The organism is Yinghuangia soli (assembly GCF_021502675.1).
GTDB classification, from domain to species: Bacteria; Actinomycetota; Actinomycetes; order Streptomycetales; family Streptomycetaceae; genus Yinghuangia; species Yinghuangia soli.
In genome coordinates this window covers 1-22,873 of the sequence record NZ_JAKFHA010000063.1, presented here as the reverse complement: position 1 = coordinate 22,873, position 22,873 = coordinate 1, and the positions used below count along the sequence as shown (strand labels likewise).

Genomic DNA, 22,873 nt, shown 5'->3' with positions numbered 1-22,873 from the left:
GGTTGCGGGTCGAGGTCGTTGACCACGACCGCGGCGCCTTCCGCGGCGAGCTTCAACGCGATCTCCCGGCCGATGCCCCGGCCCGACCCCGACACCAACGCAACCCGACCATCCAACGTACCCATGCGCCCGCCTTCCTGTTCGCCACGTGCTCGCGTCGTGGCCGCGTGGAGCGTCCCACGTGCCCACAAGGTCTTGAGAGATGTTATCTCAGATTCACTTAATCTCATCCAGGCCCTATTTTTTAGCCTTGGTCATGGATAGATTGTGTTACAGATCATTAGCGTAAGCCGCTGTCGAGTCGTCCAGTAGCAGGCGGCGGCCGTCCGGCCCCAAGGAGACCTCCCATGCGAAACGCGGTCATCGTCGATGCCGTCCGCACCCCCGTCGGCAAGCGGAACGGCGCACTGTCGGGCACCCACGCCGCGTCCTTGTCGGGACATGTGCTCAACGCGCTGGCCACGCGCTCGGACCTGGATCCTGCACTCGTCGACGACGTGATCTGGGGTTGTGTGGGGACGCTCGGGATGCAGGCGGGCTGCATCGGCCGTGCGGCGGTCCTCGCGGCCGGCTGGCCCGAGTCCGTGCCCGGCATGACGATCGACCGGCAGTGCGGCTCGTCGCAGCAGGCGGTCCACCAGGCGGCGGCCGGCGTGATCTCCGGCCAGTACGACGTGGCGGTGGCAGGCGGCGTGGAGCTGATGAGTGTCGTCCCCCTGGGATCCAGCCGCGGCGACGGCAGCTTCGGTGAGTCCTTCGGCCCCGACGTGTGGAAGCGCTACGACGGCTTCCGGTTCAACCAGGGCATAGGCGCGCAGATGATCGCCGACGAGTACCGCATCTCGCGCGCGGACATGGACCGGCACGCCCTCGACTCGCATGCCCGGGCGGCGCAGGCCATCGACTCGGGTCGGTTCCACGGGCAGATCGTCCCGGTCGAGATCACCGGTCCCGACGGCACCAGCCGCGTCTTCGACACCGACGAAGGGGTGCGCCGCGGCTCCACGCTGGAGGCGCTCGCCGGGCTGCGGCCGGCGTTCGCCGAGGACGGGTCGATCACCGCGGGCAACGCCTCGCAGATCTCGGACGGCGCCGCTGCGCTGCTCATCACGACCAGCGAGGTCGCCGAGCGCCACGGGTGGACGCCGATGGCGCGGATCCATACCGCCGTGGTTGTCGGCACCGATCCCGTCACCATGCTCAAAGGCCCTATCCCGGCCACCGCCAAGGCCCTGGCGAAGTCCGGACTCTCGCTCGGTGACATCGGCGCCTACGAGATCAACGAGGCTTTCGCGTCGGTGACCCTGGCCTGGCTGCGCGAGACCGGCGCGGACTACGCACGCATGAACCCCGACGGCGGCGCCATGGCCATCGGCCACCCCATCGGCGGATCCGGCGCGCGCATCATGACCACGCTGGTCCACCACATGCGCGACCAGGGCATCCGCTACGGACTGCAGTCCATGTGCGAGGGCGGAGGCATGGCCAACGCCACCATCCTCGAACTGATGTGACCTGTCTGCACGCAGGGTGACCCGCCCGGTGCCGGCCCCCTCCCGCTTAGCGGAGCGCGGCGTCCGGCGCCAGGGCGGGCGCCACGGCAGCGAGCCCGCACCGCCGGGCCTCGGGGGGCGCCGCCTGCGGAACACGCCACGCCCGTACGGGCCGGGCCTGGAGATCCCGCACCGCCACCCCCCGGAGGCCACCATGGCAATTTCCCCGCGCCGCGCCGCGGTCCAGCGCATCGGTCCCGCCCAGCCCCACGCGGACAACCCGGCGCCGCCGCTCATCCCGGCCCACGTCGAGGAGTTGGCGACCGCGGCGGTTCCTGCGCCCTGCGGCGCCTTGGAGCACGCGGCGGAACTGCTCCGCGGGCACGCCGCGGTCATCGCGGAACGAGCCGCCGCCCGGCTGCTCGACGAGATCACCTACTACGGCAACCCCATGCTCGTCCCCGCCGACCTCGCCGACTCCGCGCACCTGGCGCTGGAGACCGCCATCGAATCCCTGGCCTCGCCCGGGAGGTTCACCGATTCCGGCGCCTACGCCTGGCAGTTGGGCGCCAGGCGGGCGGCGGAAGGCGTACCGCTGCTGGTACTGCTGCACTCCTACCGGATCGGGGCGGCCCTGCTGTGGGAGTCGCTGGTGGAGGCGTCCTTGCGCGATGCGCCGGACCAGGCGCAGCAGATGATCTACGCGGCTGCCGACTACTGGCGCTACATCGACCGCGACACCACTCTCCTGATCGCGGGGCACCGTCGTGGCCAGGCCGCACTGCCGGCCGACGAAGGGCGCAAGCGCCTGCCGGTGCTCAAGGCGCTGCTGCGCGGCCACAGCGACCCCGTGGACGTGTCTGCGGCATCGGTCGCCCTCGAGCTGCCCCTGACCGGGCGGTACGCGGTCGCGCGGCTCGAAGGCGCACGACCGCGTGCCGCGGATGCCGCGCTTCTGGGCGAGGTGGAGGGGATCGCCATGCACTGGTGCCCCTACGACGAAGGGCAGGTCGTGGTCGCCTTGCTGGAGGACCATTCCCTCGAAGAGTTCGCGACCGTCCTCGAACTCAGCTCCTTCGCCCGCTGCGGCGTGGGCTCCGTGGTCGGCGGCCTCGCCGAACTCGGCCGGGCGCGCGAGTTGGCCGAGCTGGCCATGCGCGCGTGCCGGCGCGACGGCGAACTGGTGCTGTTCGACCGGCGGATGTCCGCCGGGTTCATGATCTCGCGCCCCGACCTCGCGGGAGCCATCGCCCGCCGGGTGCTCGGGCCGGTCCTGGACCTCGACGACGCGGACCGGACGCTGCTCCTGAACACCCTGGAGGCCTGGTTGGACTGCGACGGGTCCAACGACCGCGCGGGTGCGCTTCTCTACTGCCACCGCAACACCGTGCTCAACCGTATGCACCGGCTCGAGCGCCTCACCGGCCGGTCGCTGGACCGCCCACGCGACCTCGTCGACCTTGCGCTCGCGCTGGAGGCGCATCGCCTCGTCGGGCCGACCAGGCACAGCGACGCCCCACGACGGGTGGGGTCACACCTCCGCGCCGCCGGACCATCCGGCGACGAATGAAAGTTGTCAAGAGTTCACTAGATGACAGTAACCACCGTCCATTCCAGCGTGAGTCTTGACTCAATAAGGTTAGTTAATATTCACTTCGTGCTGTGTCGTTCGCTCCAGAGAGGCAGGCCCACCCGTGCGCCGTACCGTGTTCAACGAGGACCACGAAGCCTTCCGGCTGACTGTCCGCGACTTCCTCGCCAAGGAGGTCGCCCCGTACCGCGAAGGATGGGACCGAGAGGGCGTGGTCCCACGCGAGCTGTACCGCAAGCTCGGCGACCTGGGGTACTTCGGAATCGAGGTCCCGGAAGAGTACGGCGGCGCCGGCGTCGACTCGTTCAAGTACCACGCCGTCCTCACCGAGGAGACCGCGCGCATCGGGGCGGTGCTCGGCGCGACGCAGGTGCACACGACCCTTGTCCTGCCGTACCTGCTGCAGTTCGCCACCTTGGAGCAGAAGCAGCGCTGGCTGCCCGGCTTCGTGACCGGCGAGATCATGACCGCCATCGCCATGACCGAACCCGGCACCGGATCGGACCTGTCGGCCATCCGCACCACGGCGAAGCGCTCCGACGACGGCTCGCACTATGTGCTCAACGGTGCCAAGACGTTCATCACCGGCGGCGGCCAGGCGGACCTGGTCCTCGTCGTCTGCCGCACCTCCCCGCCTGACCCCGCGGACCGCCGCGCCGGGCTGTCCATCCTGTGCGTCGACACGCGGTCGCAGGGCTTCCAAGTCGGCCGCAAGCTCGACAAGATCGGCCTGCGTTGCCAGGACACCGTGGAACTGTCCTTCACCGACGTCAAAGTGCCGGTCCAGGACCTTCTGGGCGAGGAAGGCCGAGCGTTCGGCTACCTGACGCACAACCTCGTGCGGGAACGGCTCGGTGTCGCGATGGGCGGCTACGCCACCGCCGCCGCGGCGGTGCGATTCGCGCGGGAGTACGTCGCCGACCGCACCGTTTTCGGTACGCCGGTGGCGTCGTTCCAGAACACCAAGTTCGTGCTCGCAGAGTGCGCGGCCGAGGTGACCGCCCTGGAGGCCCTGGTGGACAAGGCACTCGACCTGTACGACTCCGGCGGCCTGACGCCCGCCGACGCGGCCAAGGCCAAACTCTTCGGCACCGAGGTCGCCGCCCGCGTGATCGACAAGTGCCTGCAACTGCACGGCGGCTACGGCTACATGCTCGAGTACCCGATCGCCCGCCTCTACGCCGACACCCGCGTCACCCGCATCTACGCCGGCACCAGCGAGGTCATGAAGACCATCATCGCCAAGGACATGGGGCTGTGAGGGCCGTGCCGGACAGCGGCCGCCACGGGGTGGCCGCGCCCGTGCCGACTCGGCGAGCCCGCGGGAACGCCCGGGTCGCCGCGGTGGCTTCGTTCACCACGACTTGGGGGAGCCGTCCATGACCACGATCGTCGAACACCACCGGATCCTGGTCGGCGGGACATGGGCCGAGCCGGCCACCACCGCGGTGATCGAGGTCGTCTCGCCGCACTCCGGGGAGGTCATCGGCCGAGTGCCGCACGCGGCGCCCGACGACGTCGACCGGGCGGTGGCCGCCGCACGTGCCGCGTTCGACGACGGTCCGTGGCCCCGTATGAGCCTGGCGGAGCGGGCGGAGATCGTCACGCGTATCCGGGACGGTCTTCTGGCCCGACACAAGGAGATCGCCGAACTGGTCACACGCCAGAACGGCTGCCCGATTGCGATATCCCCGCGCGGGCAGGCGCTCAGCGCGGTCGCGGTCTTCACCGCGGCACTGGCCGTCGCCCAGGCGTTGCCCGCGGAGGAGGAGCGTGCCGGGCTGACCGGTCCGATGCTGGTGCGGCGGGAGCCGGTCGGCGTGGTCGCGGCCATCACCCCCTGGAACGTCCCCCAGATGTTGCTCGCCGCCAAGCTCGCTCCCGCGCTGCTCGCCGGATGCACCGTGATTGCCAAGCCGTCCCCGGAGGCGCCCCTGGACGCCTACGTGCTCGCCGAGGTGTGCGCCGAGGCGGGCCTCCCGGACGGTGTGGTGAGCATTCTTCCGGCCGGGAGGGAGACCGGCGCCCACCTCGTCGCACACCCGGGCGTGGACAAGGTGGCGTTCACCGGATCAGCCGCGGCGGGCCGGCAGATCATGGCCGCCGCGGCGGAAAACCTCACCCGGATCACCCTCGAACTGGGCGGGAAGTCCGCGGCGATCCTGCTTGAGGATGCCGACCTCGACGCGGCGATACCCGATCTGATCGCCGGGGCGTTCGTGAACAACGGGCAGGCATGTGTGGCCCTGACCCGCATCCTGGTGCCGGCGAGCCGGTACGACGAAACCGCCGACCGCCTCGCGGCGGCCGTCGCCGCGCTGCGGGTCGGCGACCCGCTCGACCCGACCACCGAGATCGGGCCGCTGGTCAGCGAAGCGCAGCGCACGCGCGTCCTGGACTACATCCGCCTCGGCCTCGACGAGGGGGCGAAGCCGCTGGCCGGCGGCCGGGTGCCCGAGGGGCTGTCCGGTTGGTATGTGGAGCCGACGTTGTTCGGCGACGTCGACAACGGCATGCGGATCGCCCGCGAGGAGATCTTCGGCCCGGTCGTCTGCCTGATCCGGTACGCGGACGAGGACGACGCGGTCCGGATCGCGAACGACTCCCCGTTCGGTCTGTCGGGCGCCGTGTGGGCGGGCGATGTCACCCGTGGGCTGGACGTCGCCCGCCGCATCCGCACCGGCACGTTCACGGTCAACTGCCGGCGCTTCGACGTCGCAGGACCGTTCGGCGGATACAAGCACTCCGGGATCGGCCGCGAGTTCGGCCCGGAGGGCTACACCGCGTACCTGGAGACCAAGACCGTGCACCTTCCGAAGCCGCCAAAGGACTGACCCGGGCCGAGGCCCGCCCCGTCGCCCCGAACCGATCCGAGCCCGAAGGAGACCTCACTTGCGCGCAGCAGTTCTACACCGCACCGGAGACGAGACCCTCGACGTCGTCCCCGTCGAGATGCGTTCGTTCGGACCAGGCCGCGTCCGCGTCAAGATGCACGTGGCCAGCCTGTGCCACTCGGACCTGTCGGCAATGAGTGGAACGATCGCCCACCCCGCCCCCTTCGTCCCCGGGCACGAGGGGGCAGGCGAAGTGGTCGAGGTCGGCGAGGGCGTCACCCACGTGCGGCCCGGGGACCGCGTCGTCGTCTGCTGGATGCCGCCCTGCGACCGGTGCGCCTCCTGCAAGGTGGGGGACGGCCACCTGTGCCGCAGTGGTTTCGCGCACCTGGCACGACCCGCGTTCCAGTACGGCGAAACCGTCGTCCCCGGCATGATGGGCGCGGGCACCTTCGCCGAGGAGACCGTCATCGACGCGTCCGCCGCGATCCCCATCCCCGACGATCTGCCCTATGACATCGCCGCATTGATCGGCTGCGGGGTCACCACCGGCATCGGCGCGGTCCTCAACACCGCCAAGGTCCGTCCCGGGGCGTCGGTCGCCGTCGTCGGACTGGGCGGCGTCGGGGCCAGCATCGTCCAGGGCGCGCGCGTGGCGGGAGCCGCGCACATCCTCGCGGTCGACCCGACGCCCGGCCGCCGCGCTCGGGCGCTCGACTTCGGTGCCACCGAGGCGGTCGCCCCCGAGGAACTCGACGCCGCGGCCCGGCGCCTCACCGGTGGCTTCGGATTCGACTACGCCTTCGAGGCAGTCGGCAAGACCGCGACCCTCCGCGCCGCCTACAACGCCACCCGGCCGGGCGGGACCGTGTGCCTGGTCGGCGTCGGTGCGCGAACCGACGTGCCCGACCTCGACCTCGCCGAACTCGTGCTCAGCGAGAAGAAGTTGCTGCCGTCCTTCTACGGCGGCAGCGACGTCCGCCGCACCTACGCCACGATCATCGACCTGTGGCGGGCCGGCCGAATCGACCTCGAATCGATGATCACGCACCGGGTCCCGCTGGAACAGGTGAACGAAGCCGTCCGACAGATGCACACCGGCGAGGCGCTGCGCACCGTGGTGGACATCGCCTAGCGCGCCGCGTCCCACACAACTCTCCATCACCGCTGGCACCACCTAGATCCACAGGGACTTCACGTGAACCTGGAACTGGCCGAAGAGCACGTCGCCGTCCGAGAGTTGGCCGCCGACTTCGTCAATCGCGAGGTGGTTCCGCACGCCGCCGCATGGGACCGCGCCGAAGAGGTCGACCGCGGCATCGTGGCCAAGCTGGGGTCGCTCGGCTTCCTCGGTCTCACCATTCCGGAGGAGCACGGCGGTTCCGGGGGCGACCATCTCGCGTACGCCTTGGTCCTGGAGGAACTCGGGCGCGGGGACTCGTCCGTCCGCGGGCTTGTGTCGGTGTCCCTGGGGCTCGTCACGAAGACCATCCACGCCTGGGGGTCCGACCGGCAGAAGAAGGCGTGGCTGCCCCGGCTCACCGCTGGGGAGGCGCTCGGCTGCTTCGCCCTGACCGAACCGGGCACCGGATCGGACGCCGGGAACCTGCGCGCCAAGGCCGTGCGCGACGGCGACGACTGGGTGATCAGCGGCACCAAGGTATTCATCACCAATGGCACTTGGGCCGACGTCGCACTGGTTTTCGCGCGCACCGGCGGCACCGCTCCGGAGCAGGCCGGCCACAAGGGCATCAGCGCCTTCCTCGTGCCCACGGACACTCCCGGGCTCACCCGCTCCCTCATCCACGGCAAGCTCGGCCTGCGCGGCCAGCCCACCGCGGAACTGGTCTTCGACGGCGTCCGCGTGCCGAACGACGCGATGCTCGGTCCTGAGGGTGGGGGCTTCAAGGTCGCCATGTCGGCGCTCGCCAAGGGGCGGATGTCGGTGGCCGCCGGATGTGTCGGCATCGTGCAGGCGTCGCTCGACGCCGCGCTCTCCTACGCCACCCAGCGCGAGCAGTTCGGCAAGCCGATCGCGTCGCACCAACTGGTGCAGGAGATGCTCGCCGACATCAAGGTCGAACTCGACGCGGCCCGGCTGCTGGTGTGGCGGGTCGCGGACCTGATCGACCGCGGCCGACCGTTCCAGGCCGAATCGTCGATCGCCAAACTCTACGCGTCCGAGGCCGCGGTCAAGGCGTCCAACACCGCCCTCCAGGTCTTCGGCGGCTACGGCTTCGTCGACGAGTACCCCGTCGGCAAGTACGTGCGCGACGCCCGCGTGATGACCCTGTACGAAGGCACCAGCCAGATCCAGAAGCTGCTCATCGGCCGCGATCTGACCGGCATCAATGCCTTCTGACCGCGCCCCCCTGCCCATGCCCCCGCACTTCCACCGGAGCACGCTCATGCGGCCTGTCTACTTCCTCGCAGCCCGGCGCACACCGATCGGCCGCCTGCGCGGCGCACTTTCGGGCGTGCGTGCGGACGACCTCGCGGCACTGGCGCTGCGCGCCGTACTCGACGCCGTGCCCGCGCTGGATCCGGCGCGGATCGACGAGATCTACTGGGGCGCGGCGAACCAGTCCGGAGAGGACAACCGCAACGTCGCCCGGATGGCGGCCATCCTGGCGCAGGTACCGCACAGTGTGCCGGGGGTGACCGTGAACCGGCTGTGCGCCTCGGGACTGGAGGCGGTCGTGAGCGCGGCCCGGGCTGTCGCGTCGGGGGAGGCCGACGTCGTCGTGGCAGGCGGCTCGGAGTCGATGAGCCGGGCGCCGTTCGTGCTGCCGCGACCCGACCAGGCGTTCCCGCACCGGCAGGAGATCCACGACACCCGGGTGGGTTGGCGCATGGTGAACCCGCGCATGCGCGACCTGCACGGAGTCCTGTCGATGGGAGAGACCGCCGAGGAGGTCGCGTCCCGCTACCGGGTCACCCGCGACGAGCAGGACGCCTTCGCGCTGCTCAGCCACCGGCGCGCCGCCGCTGCCCACAAGGACGGACTGTTCGATGCCGAAATGATCCCGGTGGCGCTGCCCGACGGATCGCTGTTCGAGCACGACGAAGGCGTCCGGCCGGACACGTCGCCGGACAAATTGGCGGCCCTGCGGCCGGTGTTCCGCGCAGACGGCACCGTCACGGCCGGCAACTCCTCCCCGATGAACGACGGTGCCGCTGCGCTCATGCTGGTCAGCGCGGACGTCGCGGACGAGCTGGGGCTCACCCCGCTGGGCCGGTACGTCGCCGGTGCGAGCCAAGGAGTTCACCCGGACATCATGGGAATCGGCCCTGTCCCGGCGGTACTCCGTGTCCTGGAGCGAGCCGGCCGGCGCGCGGTCGAGGACGTGGACACCATCGAACTCAACGAGGCGTTCGCCGCCCAGGCGATCGCCTGCGTCCGCGAGCTGCGCATGGATCCGGCCGTGGTCAACCCGCAAGGCGGCGCCATCGCGCTCGGCCACCCGCTTGGCTGCTCAGGCGCCCGCATCCTCACCACGCTGCTGCACCGCATGCAGCGAACCGGCGCTCGGCGGGGGCTGGCAAGCATGTGCGTCGGCGTCGGCCAAGGGACCGCTGTCTTGGTCGAGCGCGACTGACCCGCAGGTGCTGACGGCCCAGCACCAGGTCGACGCGGCCCCTGCCCGGATACGTTTCCGGGCAGGGGCCGTTCGCTGTTCATGCCGACGCGGACGACTCGACCGGCGTCGGCTGACGGCCGAGCACGCTGCCCAGCCAGCCCAGCGCGAACCCGGTCGGGATGGTGACGATGCCGGGGTTGAGCAACGGCGTCCACCGGAAGTCCACGCCGGGGAACACGGCCTGCGGGGTACCCGACAGGTGTGGTGACACGCTCACCAGAAGGATGACCAGCAGAGTGGAGCCGTACAGGCAGCAGAGCGCGCCGCGGGAGGTGAAGCGGGGCCACAGCAGGCCAAGTACGAGCACCGGAGTCAGCGCGGACGCTGAGACCGCCAGGGCCAGCGTCGACAACACGAGCAGGTTCCAGTCTGCGGCCGCCACCGCGCACCCCACGGTCACCATGCCGATGGCGGCAGCCGAGCCCCGGACCAGACCGGTTTCGCGCGGCGCCGCGGCGGGGCGGGGCCGCGCAGACGAGCCGACGATGTCATGTGCCAAGGAGGTGGCCGCGGCGAGGGTGATGTCCGCGATCGCGGCCAGTGCCGCGAGGAACACCGCCCCGGCGATGGCCGTCAGCAGTATGCCCCGTTGGTCGAGCGCTCCCGCGAGAAGCAACAGGGACCTGGTGCCGGACGGGTCCGCCTCCACCAGGACGTCCCGGCCCAGCACCGCCACCGCGCCGACGCCGGCGAGCACCACCAGAGCGCTGATCACCAGGAGGAATCTGACGGCCCACCGCAGCGACCGCCGGGCGTCGGACGCGCCTGCGGTGGCCTGGACGCGCATGGTCACGTGCGGGAGCCCGGCGACCGCCACCAGGAGCGTCAGATACAGGCCAATCCGGTTGAGGACCGCAACGGCACCGTCGCCATACTGCACGCCGGTGCCCCGGTAGGCCTCTTCCAGTTGGCTGCCTGACGCGGCGGCGCGCATCAGGCGCCCACCGTCCCAGCCGAATCGGTGCAGCACCAAAGCGCCCACCACCACCAGCACGACCAGCAGGAAGCCGACTTTGACCAGCTGGACCACCGCGGTGCCGCGGATGCCGCCGGTGAGCGCGAGGGACACCATGAGCCCGCCTGCGAGAACGATGCTGGTGGTACGTGTGCCCGTGCCTGGCAGCCCGACGAGGTAGTCCATCACCGTGCCGACGGCGGTGAGTTGCAGGACCAGGAACGGCAGGCACACGGTGAGGGTGACCAGGCCCAGTGCGATGCGGACGGATCGCCCGGGCAGGCGCATCGACAGGGCGTCGGCGACGGTTCGGCCTCCGGCACGCCGTAGCGGCTCGGCGAGAAGCAGGGTCAGGAGTCCCAGGCCCATCACCATGCCGAGCGGCAGCGCCATGCCGTCGCCCCCGGTGAAAGCCACCAGTCCGGTCGCCGCGAGCAGGGTGATGGCGGTCATGCATTCGCCGTTGATGACGGCCCCGTGCTGCCACGCGCTCAGCGGGCGGTCGTCGGCGCGGGGGTCGTCCTGGTCGGATGCGGTCAGCACGCATAGAAGTGCGCAGATCACCATGAAGATGATGAATCCGACGATCAGCATCGCCTGCGGCGTCTCAGGCGTGGCCGTGGGCCTCACCGGGCGCGCCGGTCGCCGGGGCGGCTGTGGTCTCCACCGGCCCCTCGATGTGCGGTGACGTGGTCGCCGCTCGGGCAGCGGGCGTGCGCCGCAAGAGCCCAGACCAGTACGGCGGCCTGGGCGAGCATCAGCACGACGCTGAGTGGGAGCGGCCCGGCGACGTGGACGCGCAACGTCCGAGGCGCGAGCGCCGCGACGACCGACAACGGGACGAAGCCGGCCACCAGGCGTGCCGCGCATCGCAAGTGGTTCGCGACGGGGTCTGCCGCTTCGGGCTCGGCCGCGGCGACGACTGCGCGCGGCGAAGCGTCGAACGCCTGCCAGTCGTCGACACCGTCGTGCGGCGGCGCGTACCAGTGGGGGGTGTCGGGGGATGACACAGGAACCTCCCGGAGGTGGGGTCAGGGGAGCTCAAGAAGCCGCGCGGGACCCCCGGGTGGGGGCGGCGCGCCGGGTGCCGGGGGGGGGCCGGGGGTGCTCACGCCGCCGCGGGGGCCCCCGGGGGGGGGGCGCCGCGCGGCTTCCGGTGGGTGCGGCGGCCGCCGCACCAGGGCTTGTCAGTGCTTGGCGGCCAGGTAGTCCGCCACACCCGGAGCTTCGGTGGCAGGCTGGACGGTCTTCAGGCTGCCGGGGACCCCCTCGGCGGGCTGAAGGACGTATGTCTTGCGGCTGGGGACACGCGCCGGGTCGGAGAAGTCCTGGACCTCACCCAGGCCGCTGGTGAACTTCGTGAGACTGCGCAACGCGTCGGTGATGCCCTCGCGTGTGAAGTCCTTGGCGGCGCAGGCGAGCTTCAGGGTCTCGACCATGACGGCACCGTTGACCGCGCCGACCTCGACGGCCTGGTTCAACTGTTCGTTCGGGTACTTCTGCTGGTAGTCCGCGACGAGCTTGCGCACTGCGGGCTCATCGCCACCGAGTGCCGGTACACCGGAGGACAGGTAGAACATCTTCGTGAGGGCGGCTTTGGCGGGGGTCGCCATGAGCTGCGGGACGAAGCTGGGGCTGCTGCCGAGCACGGGCACCGTCAGGCCGGTGGCGGCGGCGACGCCGACGAGCGAAGCGGTCTGGGCCGGGGTGCCGCTGAAGGTGATCGCCTTGACGCCGGCCGCACGCAGCGCCGACACCTGTGCGGTCATGTCGGTGTCGGTGGCCTTGATGGTCTGCTCGACGGGTTCCAGGCCGGCCTTCTTCGCGGCGAAGCGGACTCCCTCGGCGGCGTTCGACCCGTAGTCGCCGTCCTGGAAGACGACGCCGATCTTGTCGCCGGGCTTCAGGCCGGCCTTGGTGACCAGGAAGTCGACGCCGTTGATCATCTCGATGTCGTAGGTGGGGTTGATCAGTTGCAGGTGCCGGTGGCCGAGCATCGCGGCCGGGTTGCCGCCGATCAGGGTCATCACCTTGTCGCGTTCGATGCTGTCGACCAGCGCGGACGTCTGGGCAGAGCCGAGGATCTGTGCGAACGCCGCGACGTTGGGCTGGATCTCGGCGTATGCGGCCACCGCCTTCTGCACGTCGTAGGCGTGGTCGCGGACCTCGAGCTTGATCTGCCGCCCGCATACCCCGCCCTGGGCGTTGACCTGGTCGAGGTAGAGCTGCTGGGCCTGCACGGCGCTCTTGCCGAGAGCGGCGGCGGGGCCGGACAGGTCGGTGAGCACGCCGAGGCTGATGGACTTGTCGGTGACGCCGGGACCGGACTTGAAACCGGCGGCGTCGACGTTCTCGGCCTTGGGGCCGGCCGACTTGCTGCTGCAGCCGGTCACGGCGACGAGCACTGACGCGGCGAGCGCGACGGCGACTCGGGTGTGCATGCGGTTCACGGTGGTTTGCTCCTAGAACGGTCCCGGGCACCGGGTGATGGTGGAATGGGTCAGGTGTTGCGGAAGGAACGGCGGGTCCGCCACCACGGCGGAGCCGGGACCTCAAGGCGGGCCAGTCCGCCTGGGGCGAACAGCAGCGTGAGGACGAGCACCAAGCCGTAGAGATAGCGCGCGGCTTCGGCGGCGCCGAGTCCGTCGCCGCCCGCACCGGGGGGCACCACCAGCGGCAGCTGGTCGGCGTAGTGGGTGAGCAACTGCGGTAGGACCGAGACGAACACCGCGCCCACGACCGCTCCGGCGACCGACCCGAGACCGCCGATCACGATCATCGCCAGCAGGTCGATCGACAGCGCCAGACCGAAGGTGTCCGGCACGATGCGCTGGTACACCAGGGCCAGCAGTGCCCCCGCGGTGCCGGCGTACATGGCCGAGACGGTGAACGCTGCGGCGCGCATACGGGTGGCGGGGACACCCATGACGGCGGCGGCGACCTCGCTGTCGCGCAGCGCCCCCAGCGCGTGGCCCGGGCGGCCGAGAAGCAGGTTGCGTGCCAGCAGGCAGGCGACTCCTACCAGGAACAGCCCGAAGTACCAGAGGCGTTCAAGACCGCCGAGTGGCACACCGAGGACCATCCAGACGGTGCTGTCGTCGAACGCCATGCCGAAGATCTCCATCGGAGGCACGGAGCGGCCGTTGAACCCTCCGGTCACCGAGGACGCGTTGAGCATCACGTGCTGGCCGATGAACACCAGCGCGAGGGTCGCCACTCCCAAGTACATGCCGCGCAGTCGGCCCGAGAGCGGGCTGAAGACCGTTCCCGCCGCCCCGGCCAGCACGATGGCGGCGAGGAACGCCACCATCGGGTTCAGCCCCAGGCCGGTCAGCTCGTGGGTGCCCGAGCGGCCGTCGTCGCCGGCGAGCCAGGTGTAGCCGTAGGCGCCGACCGCGACGAAGAACGCGTGGCCGAGGGAGAGTTGCCCGGCGGTCCCGGACAGCAGGTTCAGGCCGATCGCGGCGATGACCGCGGTCATCGCGAACAGGCCGGTCTGCAGCCAGAATGCGGAGAGGTAGAACGGCCAGGCCAGCAACAGGACACAGCAGGCGGCGAGCGCGGTCCGACGGGCGGAGGGGGTGCGCCGCGGGAGGAGGGGCACACCGAAACGGCGCTGCCGGGCGGCCGCCGACTCCGGTCGCGGCCGGGGGGTGGTCGAGGTGTCAGACACGGTTGGACTCCTTCGATCCGAGCAGCCCCTGCGGCCTGGCGATCAGGACGAGCACCATGACGACGAATGGCGCGATGTCGGCAATGCCGGAGCCGAACGAGCTGAGTTGCTGCTGATAGCCGGCGGCCGCGGCCTCGGCCATGCCGATGACCAGGCTTCCCAGCAGCGCGCCGCCGACCGAGCCCAAGCCGCCGAGGACGGCGGCGGGGAAGGCGGCCAGCGCGATATGGCCGGTGTTGCGGTCGAGCCCCGGGGCGGGGAACGCGATCAGGAAGACAGCGGCCACCGCGGCCAGGACGCCGGCCAGTGCCCAGGCGCTCATCCACAGCCGGTCGCTGCGCACGCCCATGAGTTCGGCCGCCTCACGGTCGATGGCCGTGGCCCGCATGGCCAGCCCCCATCGGGTGCGGTGGAACGCGGCGAGGAACACCGCGACCAGGAGGACGGAGACCAGCAGCGAGTAGATGCGGGCTTCGGCGACGGTGATGCCGGCGAATTCGCGGATCCGGGACCCCCAGGGGTCCCCGGCGGTGAGCACGTCGCCGCCGATGCGGCGGGCGAGTTCGGTGAGCAGCAGGATGTCGACGCCGATGGTGAGGATGGTCGGGACCGTGGAGCCGGTGCGGCGCACCTTCCGCAGCAGCAGCGCCTCGAGCATCGCCGCCGCACCGGTCCCCGCTGCGGCGGCCGCGAGTGCGAGGTAGAACCCGAGGGGCTCGTGCCAGATCGCGACGAGGTAGCCGCCCAGCAGCAGAAGCGAGCCATGTGCGAAGTTGATTGCTCCGGACGCCTTGTAGGCCAGCGTGAACCCGAGGGCGATCAGGGCGTAGACGGAGCCGAGCGCCAGCCCGTTGAAGAGTGTCTGGGTGAAGGTCGTCACCGTGCGCCATCCCCGTCCGTCGTGCGGTTTGCGGCCGGGGCTGCGTGGTCGCCGGTGCCGAGGTAGGCACGGATGACGGCCGGGTCGCGTTGGACCTGCTGCGGGGTGCCGCCGCCGATCCGGCGTCCGAAGTCGAGCACCGTCACCTCGTCCGAGATGCGCATGATCATTCCCATGTCGTGCTCGACGATGAGGATCGAGATCCCCAGCGCCCGGCGGATCGCCGTGATGGTGTGCGCCATGGCCTTGCGTTCGGCGGTGTTCATGCCGGCCACCGGTTCGTCCAGGAGCAGCAACTTGGGCTCCATGCACAGCGCCCGGGCCAGTTCGACGCGCTTGCGTTCGCCGTACGACAGCAATCCCACCGGCGTTTCGAAGCGTGCACCCAGGCCGACGAACTCGGCTATCTCACGCGCGCGTTCGCGATGTCGGCGCTGCTCGCGCACGGCGCCCGGCAGTCGCAGCGCGGTGGCGGCGAATCCGGCGCGAGTCAGGGTGTAGCGGCCCAGCATGAGGTTGTCCGCGACCGTGCCGGCGGTCAGGACGATGTTCTGGAACGTGCGCGCCACGCCGAGTTCGGCGATGCGGTGCGGCATGAGTCCGGTCAGCAGCGCGTCGCCGAACCGCACCGTGCCCGAGGTCGCGCGGTAGACACCGGAAAGCACGTTGAAGCTGGTGGACTTGCCCGCGCCGTTGGGTCCTATGAGGGCGTGGATGCTGCCCGGCGCGACGGTGAAGCTGACGTCGTCGAGCGCGGTCAGTCCCGCGAAACGGACGGTGACCTGCTCGACGGACAGGACCGGGATTGCGGGGGCCGTGCTTGCGGTCTGCGTGACCGGGATCGTCGTCGTGCCGGTCATCCGGACCACCTCGCCAGCTCCGGCAGCGCCGCGGGTGCGAGTGCCGATTCCTCTTCGTCCTGTTCGCCCAGGTACAGGCGTCGGATGTCGTCGGAGCACGACAGTTCGTCGGACGGCCCGTCGAGCCGGATGCGTCCGACGTCGAGCACGTAGGCGTGGTCGGAAAGTTCGAGCGCGAGGGCGGCGTTCTGTTCCACCAGCAGAACGCCCGTGCCTTGCGCGTGGATGTCCCGGACGATCTGGGCGATGCGCTCCACGATCTGCGGTGCGAGGCCCAGCGAGGGCTCGTCGAGCAGAAGCATGCGCGGCCCGGCCATCAGGGCCCGGCCCAGCGCGAGCATCTGCTGCTCGCCGCCGGAGAGCAGCCCCGCAGACTGCCGCCGGCGCTCCGCCAGGACCGGGAACAGCCCGAAGATCCGGTCGACCGCGTCCCGGGCCGCGGGCCGGCGCAGGGCGGGAGTGCCCAACAGGCCGGCCCGGAGGTTCTCCTCCACCGAAAGCTCGGAGAACACGCGGCGCCCTTCCGGGACCTGAACGACGCCGGCCGCCACTACATCGGCGGGGGGCAGCGAGGTCAGCGGCCGTTCGCCGAAGTGAATGGTGCCGCCCGCGATACTGCCGGTGTGCAGCGGGAGCGTGCCGGAGACGGCGCGCAGAAGCGTCGACTTGCCGGCGCCGTTCGCGCCCAGCAGGGCGACGATGCCGCCGACAGGCGCCCGCAGCGTCACCGAGGTCAATGCCTGGATCGACCGGCCGTAGACGACGGTCAGGTCGTCCACGACCAGTTCGTCCGGCGGCGCTGTCGCCGGGGGTGGTCTCATGTCCGCGACTCGCTTCCAACTGCGGGGATGTGGGGGGATCTGGCGTAGGGCCCGGAGTGGATGCCGGCACTCGGTGCGGGACGCAAGGCTCGGGACCGCCAGTGGGTCAGGAGCATGTGACGCGGTACGGCCGCTCGTCTAGAGGCCCCGGTGATCGTGTCCCGCCACACAGCGACAGCGCGAAGGTGCTGGGCGCGGCTACAACACGGCCGCGCCCATGTGGGGATTTTGTAACGTTATGTGGCTTATGTGAAATGCCTCGATCATCGCTGGATCGTTACGCGATCGAGAATCAATAGTCACAGCCCATTGGCTCGTCGAAGCCCTTGACAAAAGGCAATGAAGGATTAAAAGTGAATCTGCGATAACCACTTGGCGCTGATGAGTGATGCGTTGGCGGCAGGAAGGTTGTCGTAAGCCCACCGAGGGCGCCGCTAGGCCGTCCGGGTCTGCGACCACTCCCAGGTGCCCGCGGACCCGGACGGCCGCTCGGCGCCGAGGGCAGCTGACCGGAAGCCCGGTGTCCCGAAGATCCGCACGAGGCCCCCGCGATCGGGAGCCAGGAAGGACCTTGCCGCCATGACCGCCATCCAACGTCTTGGCGTCGTCGGTTGCGGCGCCGTGGGATCCGCCGTCGCCGAGGCCGCTGCCAGAGCGGGCCTGTACGTCCGGATCGTCGAGGCGCACCCGGCGGCGGTCACCGCAGGACGCTCCCGCGTGGAGTCATCGCTCGAACACCGGGTGCGCTGCGGCCGCATCACCCCCACCGAACGCGATCTCGCCCTGGGGCGGATCACGTTCACCACCGACCTGGGCGACATGGCCGAACGACAGCTTGTGATCGAGGCCGTGCACGAAGATCCTGCTGCGAAGGCGGAGATCCTGGCCGCAGTCGACAAGGTCCTGGTCGACGACAACGCCGTCATCGCCACGTCCACATCGTCGTACCCCATCGCGGATCTCGCGGTCGCCACCAGCCGCCCGGAGAACGTACTCGGCACCCACATCGTCAATCCCGCACAACCCCGACTTGTCGTGGAGGTCGTGCCTTCACGGCTTACCGCTCCCCGCGTCGTCACGCAGGTGGCCAGGTTCGCGCGGGATCGGCTCGGCGCGGCGGTCGTCCAGGTCCCGGACCGTTCCGGATTCCTCGTGAACGCATTGCTCGTGCCGTACCTGATGTCCGCGGTGCGCATGCTCGAGTCCGGCGTCGCCTCCATCGAGGACATCGACACGGGCATGGAGAAGAGCTGGTCCCACCCGGTAGGTCCGCTCCGTCTGCTGGATCTCGTCGGGCTGGACACGGCCACCGCGATCGCCGACGCCATGTCCGCGGAATTCCAGGAACCCCTCTACGCCCCGCCACCGCTGTTGCGACGCATGGTCGCCGTCGGGCACCTCGGCCGCAAGGCCGGCCGCGGGTTCTACACCTACCGCCGCCAGGACCACCTACTTCCAACGCCGAGTTCCGGAGGCCGACGATGAAGGAGATCCTCGACGCCATCCTCGCTGGGGACACCCCGCAGGAAGCGTACGAAGCCCTTCCCCTGCCCGAGTCCTACCGCGCCGTCACCGTCCACAAGGACGAAGAGACGATGTTCGACGGGCTCGAGTCCCGCGAGAAGGACCCGCGCCAGTCGCTGCACGTCGAAGACGTGGCACTGCCCGAGCTGGGCCCGGGCGAGGCGCTCATCGCGGTGATGGCCTCGGCCATCAACTACAACACCGTGTGGACCTCGATCTTCGAGCCGGTCTCGACCTTCCGCTTCCTGGAGCGGTACGGCCGGACCTCCCCGCTCACCAAGCGCCACGACCTGCCGTACCACGTGGTCGGCTCCGACCTGGCCGGCGTCGTGCTGCGCACCGGCCCGGGCGTCAACGCCTGGAAGCCGGGCGCCGAGGTCGTCGCGCACTGCCTGTCCGTCGAGCTGGAGAGCGCGGACGGCCACAGCGACACCATGCTCGACCCCGAGCAGCGCATCTGGGGCTTCGAGACCAACTTCGGCGGCCTGGCGCACATCGCCCTGGTCAAGAGCAACCAGCTCATGCCGAAGCCGGCCCACCTCACCTGGGAAGAGGCCGCGTCCCCCGGCCTGGTCAACTCCACCGCGTACCGCCAGCTCGTCTCGCGCAACGGCGCCGGCATGAAGCAGGGCGACAACGTGCTGATCTGGGGCGCCTCCGGCGGCCTGGGCTCGTACGCGACGCAGTTCGCGCTGAACGGCGGCGCCACCCCGATCTGCGTGGTGTCCTCCGAGGACAAGGCGCAGATCTGCCGCGACATGGGTGCCGAGCTGGTCATCGACCGCAAGGCCGAGGACTTCCGCTTCTGGAAGGACGAGCGCACCCAGGACCCGAAGGAGTGGAACCGCTTCGGCAAGCTCATCCGCGAGCTGACCGGCGGCGAGGACGTCGACATCGTCTTCGAGCACCCGGGCCGCGAGACCTTCGGCGCCTCGGTGTACGTGACCCGCAAGGGCGGCACCATCGTGACCTGCGCGTCCACCTCGGGCTTCGTGCACGAGTACGACAACCGCTACCTGTGGATGAACCTCAAGCGCATCGTCGGCTCGCACTTTGCGAACTACCGCGAGTCGTGGGAGGCCAACCGCCTGATCGCGCAGGGCAAGATCCACCCGACGCTGTCCCGCAGCTACACCATGGACGAGGTCGGCCAGGCCGCCTACGACGTGCACCGCAACCTGCACCAGGGCAAGGTCGGCGTGCTTTGCCTGGCCCCCGAAGAGGGCCTGGGCGTCCGCAACCACGAGCTGCGCGCGAAGCACATCAACGAGATCAACCGCTTCCGGAGCCTGTGATGCCGATCGGATTCACGTTGACGCGCGACCGCCCTTGGGTCATGCGTACGTACGCGGGCCACTCCTCGGCCAAGGAGTCCAACGCGCTGTACCGCCGCAACCTGGCCAAGGGCCAGACCGGCCTGTCGGTGGCGTTCGACCTGCCCACGCAGACCGGCTACGACCCGGACCACGAGCTCGCCCGCGGCGAGGTCGGCAAGGTCGGCGTGCCGATCTCGCACATCGGCGACATGCGGCAGCTCTTCGACGGCATCCCCCTGGAGGGGATGAACACGTCGATGACCATCAACGCGGTCGCGCTGTGGATGCTGGCGCTGTACCAGGTCGCCGCCGAGGAGCAGGGCGCGGACATCGCCAAGCTCAACGGGACCACCCAGAACGACATCATCAAGGAGTACCTGTCGCGCGGGACGTACGTCTTCCCGCCCGGGCCCTCCCTGAAGCTGATCACCGACACGGTCGCCTACACCGTCTCGAACATCCCCAAGTGGAACCCGATCAACATCTGCAGCTACCACCTGCAGGAGGCCGGGGCCACGCCGGTGCAGGAGATCGCGTACGCGATGTGCACCGCGATCGCCGTGCTCGACGCGGTGCGCGACAGCGGCCAGGTGCCGGCCGAGCGCATGGGCGAGGTCGTGCAGCGCATCTCCTTCTTCGTGAACGCCGGCGTGCGGTTCGTCGAGGAGATGTGCAAGATGCGGGCGTTCGTCGAGCTGTGGGACGAACTGACCCGGGAGCGCTACGGCGTCACCGACGCGAAGGCGCGCCGCTTCCGCTACGGCGTGCAGGTCAACTCGCTCGGCCTGACCGAGGCGCAGCCGGAGAACAACGTGCAGCGCATCGTGCTGGAGATGCTCGCCGTCACGCTGTCCAAGGACGCGCGCGCCCGCGCCGTGCAGCTGCCGGCCTGGAACGAGGCGCTCGGGCTGCCGCGGCCGTGGGACCAGCAGTGGTCGCTGCGCATCCAGCAGGTGCTGGCGTACGAGTCGGACCTGCTGGAGTACGACGACATCTTCACCGGCTCGGTGGTGGTCGAGCGCAAGGTCGCCGACCTGATCGCGGGCGCCAAGGAGGAGATCGACCGGGTCCAGGCGATGGGCGGCGCGGTCGCGGCGATCGAGTCCGGCTACATGAAGTCGCAGCTGGTCGCCTCGCACGCGGCCCGTCGGGCGCGGATCGAGAACGGCGAGGAGATCGTCGTGGGCGTCAACAAGTTCGAGACCACCGAGCCGAACCCGCTGACCGCGGACCTGGATGCGGCGATCTTCGTGCCGGACGCCGCGGTGGAGACCGCGGCCGCGGCCGCGGTGCAGGCCTGGCGGGCCGGCCGCGACCAGGCCGCCGCCGATGCGGCGCTGGACCGGCTGCGGGTGGACGCGCGGGCCTGGAAGGCCACCGGCACCAATGCGGCGGTCAACCTGATGCCCGCGACGCTGGAGTGCGTGCGGGCCGGCGTCACGACCGGCGAATGGGCGCACTCCCTGCGCGACGAGTTCGGCGAGTACCGCGCGCCCACCGGCGTGTCCGGCGTGGTCGGCGTGCGTGAAGGCAGTGACATCCAGGTGGCCGCCGTCCGCGACGCAGTACAGCGAACCAGCGAGGAACTCGGCGGCCGACTAAGGCTCTTGATAGCCAAGCCGGGCCTCGATGGGCACTCCAACGGCGCCGAGCAGATCGCCGTGCGGGCCCGCGACGTCGGCTTCGAGGTCGTCTACCAGGGCATCCGCCTGACCCCCGCGCAGATCGTCGCGGCCGCGGTCGAGGAGGACGTGCACTGCGTCGGCCTGTCGATCCTGTCCGGCTCGCACCTGGAGCTCATCCCGGACGTGCTGGCCCGCATGCGCGAAGCCGGCCTGGACGACGTCCCGGTGGTGGTCGGCGGGATCATCCCGGCCGCCGACGAACAAGCCCTCCTGGCCATGGGGGTGCAAGCCGTCTTCACCCCGAAGGACTTCGGCATCACCGAGATCATGGGCCGCATCGTCGACATCATCCGAGAGTCGGAATGCCTGCGACGGTTCGCCTACGAACCCGCCTGACACCCGCCACCCGACCGACTCCCGACTGGACGAACCCTTGAGCACATCGCGTAGCCTGCGTTCCCGCCGTTCCTGTATGGCAGTTCCGGGCAGCAACCCGCGCTTCATCGAGAAGGCCCAGGGCCTGCCGGTGGACCAGGTGTTCCTCGACCTGGAGGACGCCTGCGCGCCGCTCGCCAAGGAAGGCGCACGCCACACCATCGTCGACGCGCTCAACACCGGCGAGTGGGGCGACCGCATCCGCACGGTGCGGGTCAACGACTGGACCACGCACTGGACGTACCGCGACGTGGTGACCGTCGTGGAGGGCGCGGGCGCCAACCTGGACTGCATCATGCTGCCCAAGGTGCAGGACGCGGGCCAGATCAAGGCGCTGGACCTGCTGCTCACCCAGATCGAGAAGACCGTCGGTCTCGAGGTCGGCCGCATCGGCATCGAGGCGCAGATCGAGAACGCGCGCGGCCTGGTGAACGTCGACGAGATCGCGGCCGCGTCGCCGCGCATCGAGACGATCATCTTCGGCCCGGCCGACTTCATGGCGTCCATCAACATGAAGTCGCTGGTCGTCGGCGAGCAGCCGCCCGGCTACGACACGGGCGACGCCTACCACTACATCCTCATGCGGATCCTGATGGCCGCGCGCATGCACGACCTGCAGGCCATCGACGGCCCGTACCTGCAGATCAAGGACACCGACGGGTTCCGCCGGGTGGCGGGCCGCTCGGCCGCGCTGGGCTACGACGGCAAGTGGGTGCTGCACCCGGGCCAGATCGACGCCGCGAACGAGGTCTACGCGCCGTCCCAGGCGGACTACGACCACGCCGAGCTGATCCTGGACGCGTACGACTGGTGCACGTCCGCGGCCGGCGGCGCCAAGGGCGCCGCGATGCTCGGCGACGAGATGATCGACGAGGCGTCCCGCAAGATGGCGCTGGTCATCTCGGCCAAGGGCCGCGCCGCGGGCATGAACCGCACCAGCAAGTTCGAACCGCCGCAGGGCGGGTGACGGCGATGCAGTTTGGCCGCTACTACGAGGAGTTCGAGGTCGGTGCGATCTACAAGCACTGGCCCGGCAAGACGGTCACCGAGTACGACGACCACCTGTTCTGCCTGCTCACGATGAACCACCACCCGCTGCACATGGACGTCAACTACGCCGAGAAGACGACCGACTTCGGCAAGAACGTCGTGGTGGGCAACTACATCTACTCGCTGCTGCTCGGCATGTCCGTCCCGGACGTGTCCGGCAAGGCGATCGCCAACC

General features: G+C 70.2%; 20 protein-coding genes. 12 read left to right on the top strand and 8 right to left on the bottom strand.

Translation table 11 applies throughout. The features are described 5' to 3' along the window. Positions 1 to 125 (bottom strand): SDR family NAD(P)-dependent oxidoreductase (locus LZ495_RS42590; protein ID WP_235058418.1); only part of this gene is annotated, 125 nt, incomplete at its 3' end. Positions 126 to 347: 222 nt separating this feature from the next. Between LZ495_RS42590 and LZ495_RS42585 the strand changes: the two genes are divergently transcribed. The 7 genes from LZ495_RS42585 to LZ495_RS42555 all read left to right on the top strand — a co-directional run bounded on the left by LZ495_RS42585 (position 348) and on the right by LZ495_RS42555 (position 9,517). Then, entirely contained in the window at positions 348 to 1,514 is a 1,167-nt protein-coding gene (locus tag LZ495_RS42585; RefSeq protein ID WP_235058637.1) for a thiolase family protein, read from the top strand. Positions 1,515 to 1,707: 193 nt separating this feature from the next. Continuing rightward, complete coding sequence (locus LZ495_RS42580; protein ID WP_235058636.1) at positions 1,708 to 3,063, top strand: PucR family transcriptional regulator; 1,356 nt, start codon at positions 1,708 to 1,710, stop codon at positions 3,061 to 3,063. Between the two features lie 124 nt (positions 3,064 to 3,187). Beyond that, complete coding sequence (locus LZ495_RS42575) at positions 3,188 to 4,345, top strand: acyl-CoA dehydrogenase family protein (protein ID WP_235058635.1); 1,158 nt, start codon at positions 3,188 to 3,190, stop codon at positions 4,343 to 4,345. A gap of 118 nt (positions 4,346 to 4,463) precedes the next feature. After that, the gene (locus tag LZ495_RS42570; RefSeq protein WP_235058634.1) at positions 4,464 to 5,918 is read left to right on the top strand and encodes an aldehyde dehydrogenase; all 1,455 of its coding nucleotides are present in this window, start codon (positions 4,464 to 4,466) and stop codon (positions 5,916 to 5,918) included. A gap of 58 nt (positions 5,919 to 5,976) precedes the next feature. Beyond that, complete coding sequence (locus LZ495_RS42565; protein ID WP_235058633.1) at positions 5,977 to 7,053, top strand: alcohol dehydrogenase catalytic domain-containing protein; 1,077 nt, start codon at positions 5,977 to 5,979, stop codon at positions 7,051 to 7,053. Positions 7,054 to 7,116: 63 nt separating this feature from the next. Continuing rightward, on the top strand, positions 7,117 to 8,280 hold the full coding sequence (locus LZ495_RS42560) for an acyl-CoA dehydrogenase family protein (protein ID WP_235058632.1): 1,164 nt from the start codon (positions 7,117 to 7,119) through the stop codon (positions 8,278 to 8,280). A 46-nt stretch (positions 8,281 to 8,326) separates the two neighbouring features. Next, a complete protein-coding gene (locus LZ495_RS42555; protein ID WP_235058631.1) occupies positions 8,327 to 9,517 on the top strand; it encodes a thiolase family protein in 1,191 nt (396 codons plus the stop codon). A 79-nt stretch (positions 9,518 to 9,596) separates the two neighbouring features. Here the strand turns inward: LZ495_RS42555 and LZ495_RS42550 are convergent, their stop codons facing one another. The 7 genes from LZ495_RS42550 to LZ495_RS42520 all read right to left on the bottom strand — a co-directional run bounded on the left by LZ495_RS42550 (position 9,597) and on the right by LZ495_RS42520 (position 16,748). Beyond that, positions 9,597 to 11,108, bottom strand: coding sequence for a sodium:solute symporter family transporter (locus LZ495_RS42550; RefSeq protein ID WP_235058630.1), 1,512 nt, complete (start codon positions 11,106 to 11,108; stop codon positions 9,597 to 9,599). A 32-nt stretch (positions 11,109 to 11,140) separates the two neighbouring features. Further along, positions 11,141 to 11,524, bottom strand: coding sequence for a hypothetical protein (locus LZ495_RS42545; RefSeq protein WP_235058629.1), 384 nt, complete (start codon positions 11,522 to 11,524; stop codon positions 11,141 to 11,143). 177 nt (positions 11,525 to 11,701) lie between these two features. Next, on the bottom strand, positions 11,702 to 12,955 hold the full coding sequence (locus LZ495_RS42540) for an ABC transporter substrate-binding protein (RefSeq protein ID WP_235058628.1): 1,254 nt from the start codon (positions 12,953 to 12,955) through the stop codon (positions 11,702 to 11,704). Between the two features lie 59 nt (positions 12,956 to 13,014). Next, a complete protein-coding gene (locus LZ495_RS42535; protein WP_372498724.1) occupies positions 13,015 to 14,187 on the bottom strand; it encodes a branched-chain amino acid ABC transporter permease in 1,173 nt (390 codons plus the stop codon). Continuing rightward, the gene (locus LZ495_RS42530; RefSeq protein ID WP_235058627.1) at positions 14,180 to 15,067 is read right to left on the bottom strand and encodes a branched-chain amino acid ABC transporter permease; all 888 of its coding nucleotides are present in this window, start codon (positions 15,065 to 15,067) and stop codon (positions 14,180 to 14,182) included. Before LZ495_RS42530 ends, LZ495_RS42535 begins: the two co-directional genes overlap by 8 nt. Then, entirely contained in the window at positions 15,064 to 15,927 is an 864-nt protein-coding gene (locus LZ495_RS42525) for an ABC transporter ATP-binding protein (RefSeq protein ID WP_235058626.1), read from the bottom strand. The genes LZ495_RS42530 and LZ495_RS42525 overlap by 4 nt, the downstream gene beginning before the upstream one ends. Next, complete coding sequence (locus tag LZ495_RS42520; protein WP_235058625.1) at positions 15,924 to 16,748, bottom strand: ABC transporter ATP-binding protein; 825 nt, start codon at positions 16,746 to 16,748, stop codon at positions 15,924 to 15,926. The genes LZ495_RS42525 and LZ495_RS42520 overlap by 4 nt, the downstream gene beginning before the upstream one ends. Positions 16,749 to 17,327: 579 nt before the next feature. Here LZ495_RS42520 and LZ495_RS42515 point away from each other — a divergent pair. The 5 genes from LZ495_RS42515 to LZ495_RS42495 all read left to right on the top strand — a co-directional run. Further along, positions 17,328 to 18,233, top strand: a complete 906-nt coding sequence (locus LZ495_RS42515) for a 3-hydroxybutyryl-CoA dehydrogenase (protein WP_235058624.1) — start codon at positions 17,328 to 17,330, stop codon at positions 18,231 to 18,233. Next, positions 18,230 to 19,567, top strand: a complete 1,338-nt coding sequence (gene ccrA / locus LZ495_RS42510; protein ID WP_235058623.1) for a crotonyl-CoA carboxylase/reductase — start codon at positions 18,230 to 18,232, stop codon at positions 19,565 to 19,567. Before LZ495_RS42515 ends, ccrA begins: the two co-directional genes overlap by 4 nt. Further along, entirely contained in the window at positions 19,567 to 21,609 is a 2,043-nt protein-coding gene (locus LZ495_RS42505) for an ethylmalonyl-CoA mutase (RefSeq protein ID WP_268824060.1), read from the top strand. The genes ccrA and LZ495_RS42505 overlap by 1 nt, the downstream gene beginning before the upstream one ends. Positions 21,610 to 21,685: 76 nt before the next feature. After that, complete coding sequence (locus tag LZ495_RS42500) at positions 21,686 to 22,615, top strand: HpcH/HpaI aldolase/citrate lyase family protein (protein ID WP_235058621.1); 930 nt, start codon at positions 21,686 to 21,688, stop codon at positions 22,613 to 22,615. Positions 22,616 to 22,620: 5 nt separating this feature from the next. Next, positions 22,621 to 22,873: MaoC family dehydratase (locus LZ495_RS42495; protein ID WP_235058620.1), on the top strand; the 253-nt coding region annotated here is incomplete at its 3' end.

Bases quoted from the DNA above. Each gene is read 5' to 3' on its own strand.
- LZ495_RS42585 (WP_235058637.1), top strand. From the start codon at position 348: ATGCGAAACGCGGTCATCGTCGATGCCGTCCGCACCCCCGTCGGCAAG.
- LZ495_RS42580 (WP_235058636.1), top strand. From the start codon at position 1,708: ATGGCAATTTCCCCGCGCCGCGCCGCGGTCCAGCGCATCGGTCCCGCC.
- LZ495_RS42570 (WP_235058634.1), top strand. From the start codon at position 4,464: ATGACCACGATCGTCGAACACCACCGGATCCTGGTCGGCGGGACATGG.
- LZ495_RS42555 (WP_235058631.1), top strand. From the start codon at position 8,327: ATGCGGCCTGTCTACTTCCTCGCAGCCCGGCGCACACCGATCGGCCGC.
- LZ495_RS42550 (WP_235058630.1), bottom strand. From the start codon at position 11,108: ATGCTGATCGTCGGATTCATCATCTTCATGGTGATCTGCGCACTTCTA.
- LZ495_RS42540 (WP_235058628.1), bottom strand. From the start codon at position 12,955: ATGCACACCCGAGTCGCCGTCGCGCTCGCCGCGTCAGTGCTCGTCGCC.
- LZ495_RS42525 (WP_235058626.1), bottom strand. From the start codon at position 15,927: ATGACCGGCACGACGACGATCCCGGTCACGCAGACCGCAAGCACGGCC.
- LZ495_RS42520 (WP_235058625.1), bottom strand. From the start codon at position 16,748: ATGAGACCACCCCCGGCGACAGCGCCGCCGGACGAACTGGTCGTGGAC.
- LZ495_RS42515 (WP_235058624.1), top strand. From the start codon at position 17,328: ATGACCGCCATCCAACGTCTTGGCGTCGTCGGTTGCGGCGCCGTGGGA.
- ccrA (WP_235058623.1), top strand. From the start codon at position 18,230: ATGAAGGAGATCCTCGACGCCATCCTCGCTGGGGACACCCCGCAGGAA.
- LZ495_RS42505 (WP_268824060.1), top strand. From the start codon at position 19,567: ATGCCGATCGGATTCACGTTGACGCGCGACCGCCCTTGGGTCATGCGT.
- LZ495_RS42500 (WP_235058621.1), top strand. From the start codon at position 21,686: ATGGCAGTTCCGGGCAGCAACCCGCGCTTCATCGAGAAGGCCCAGGGC.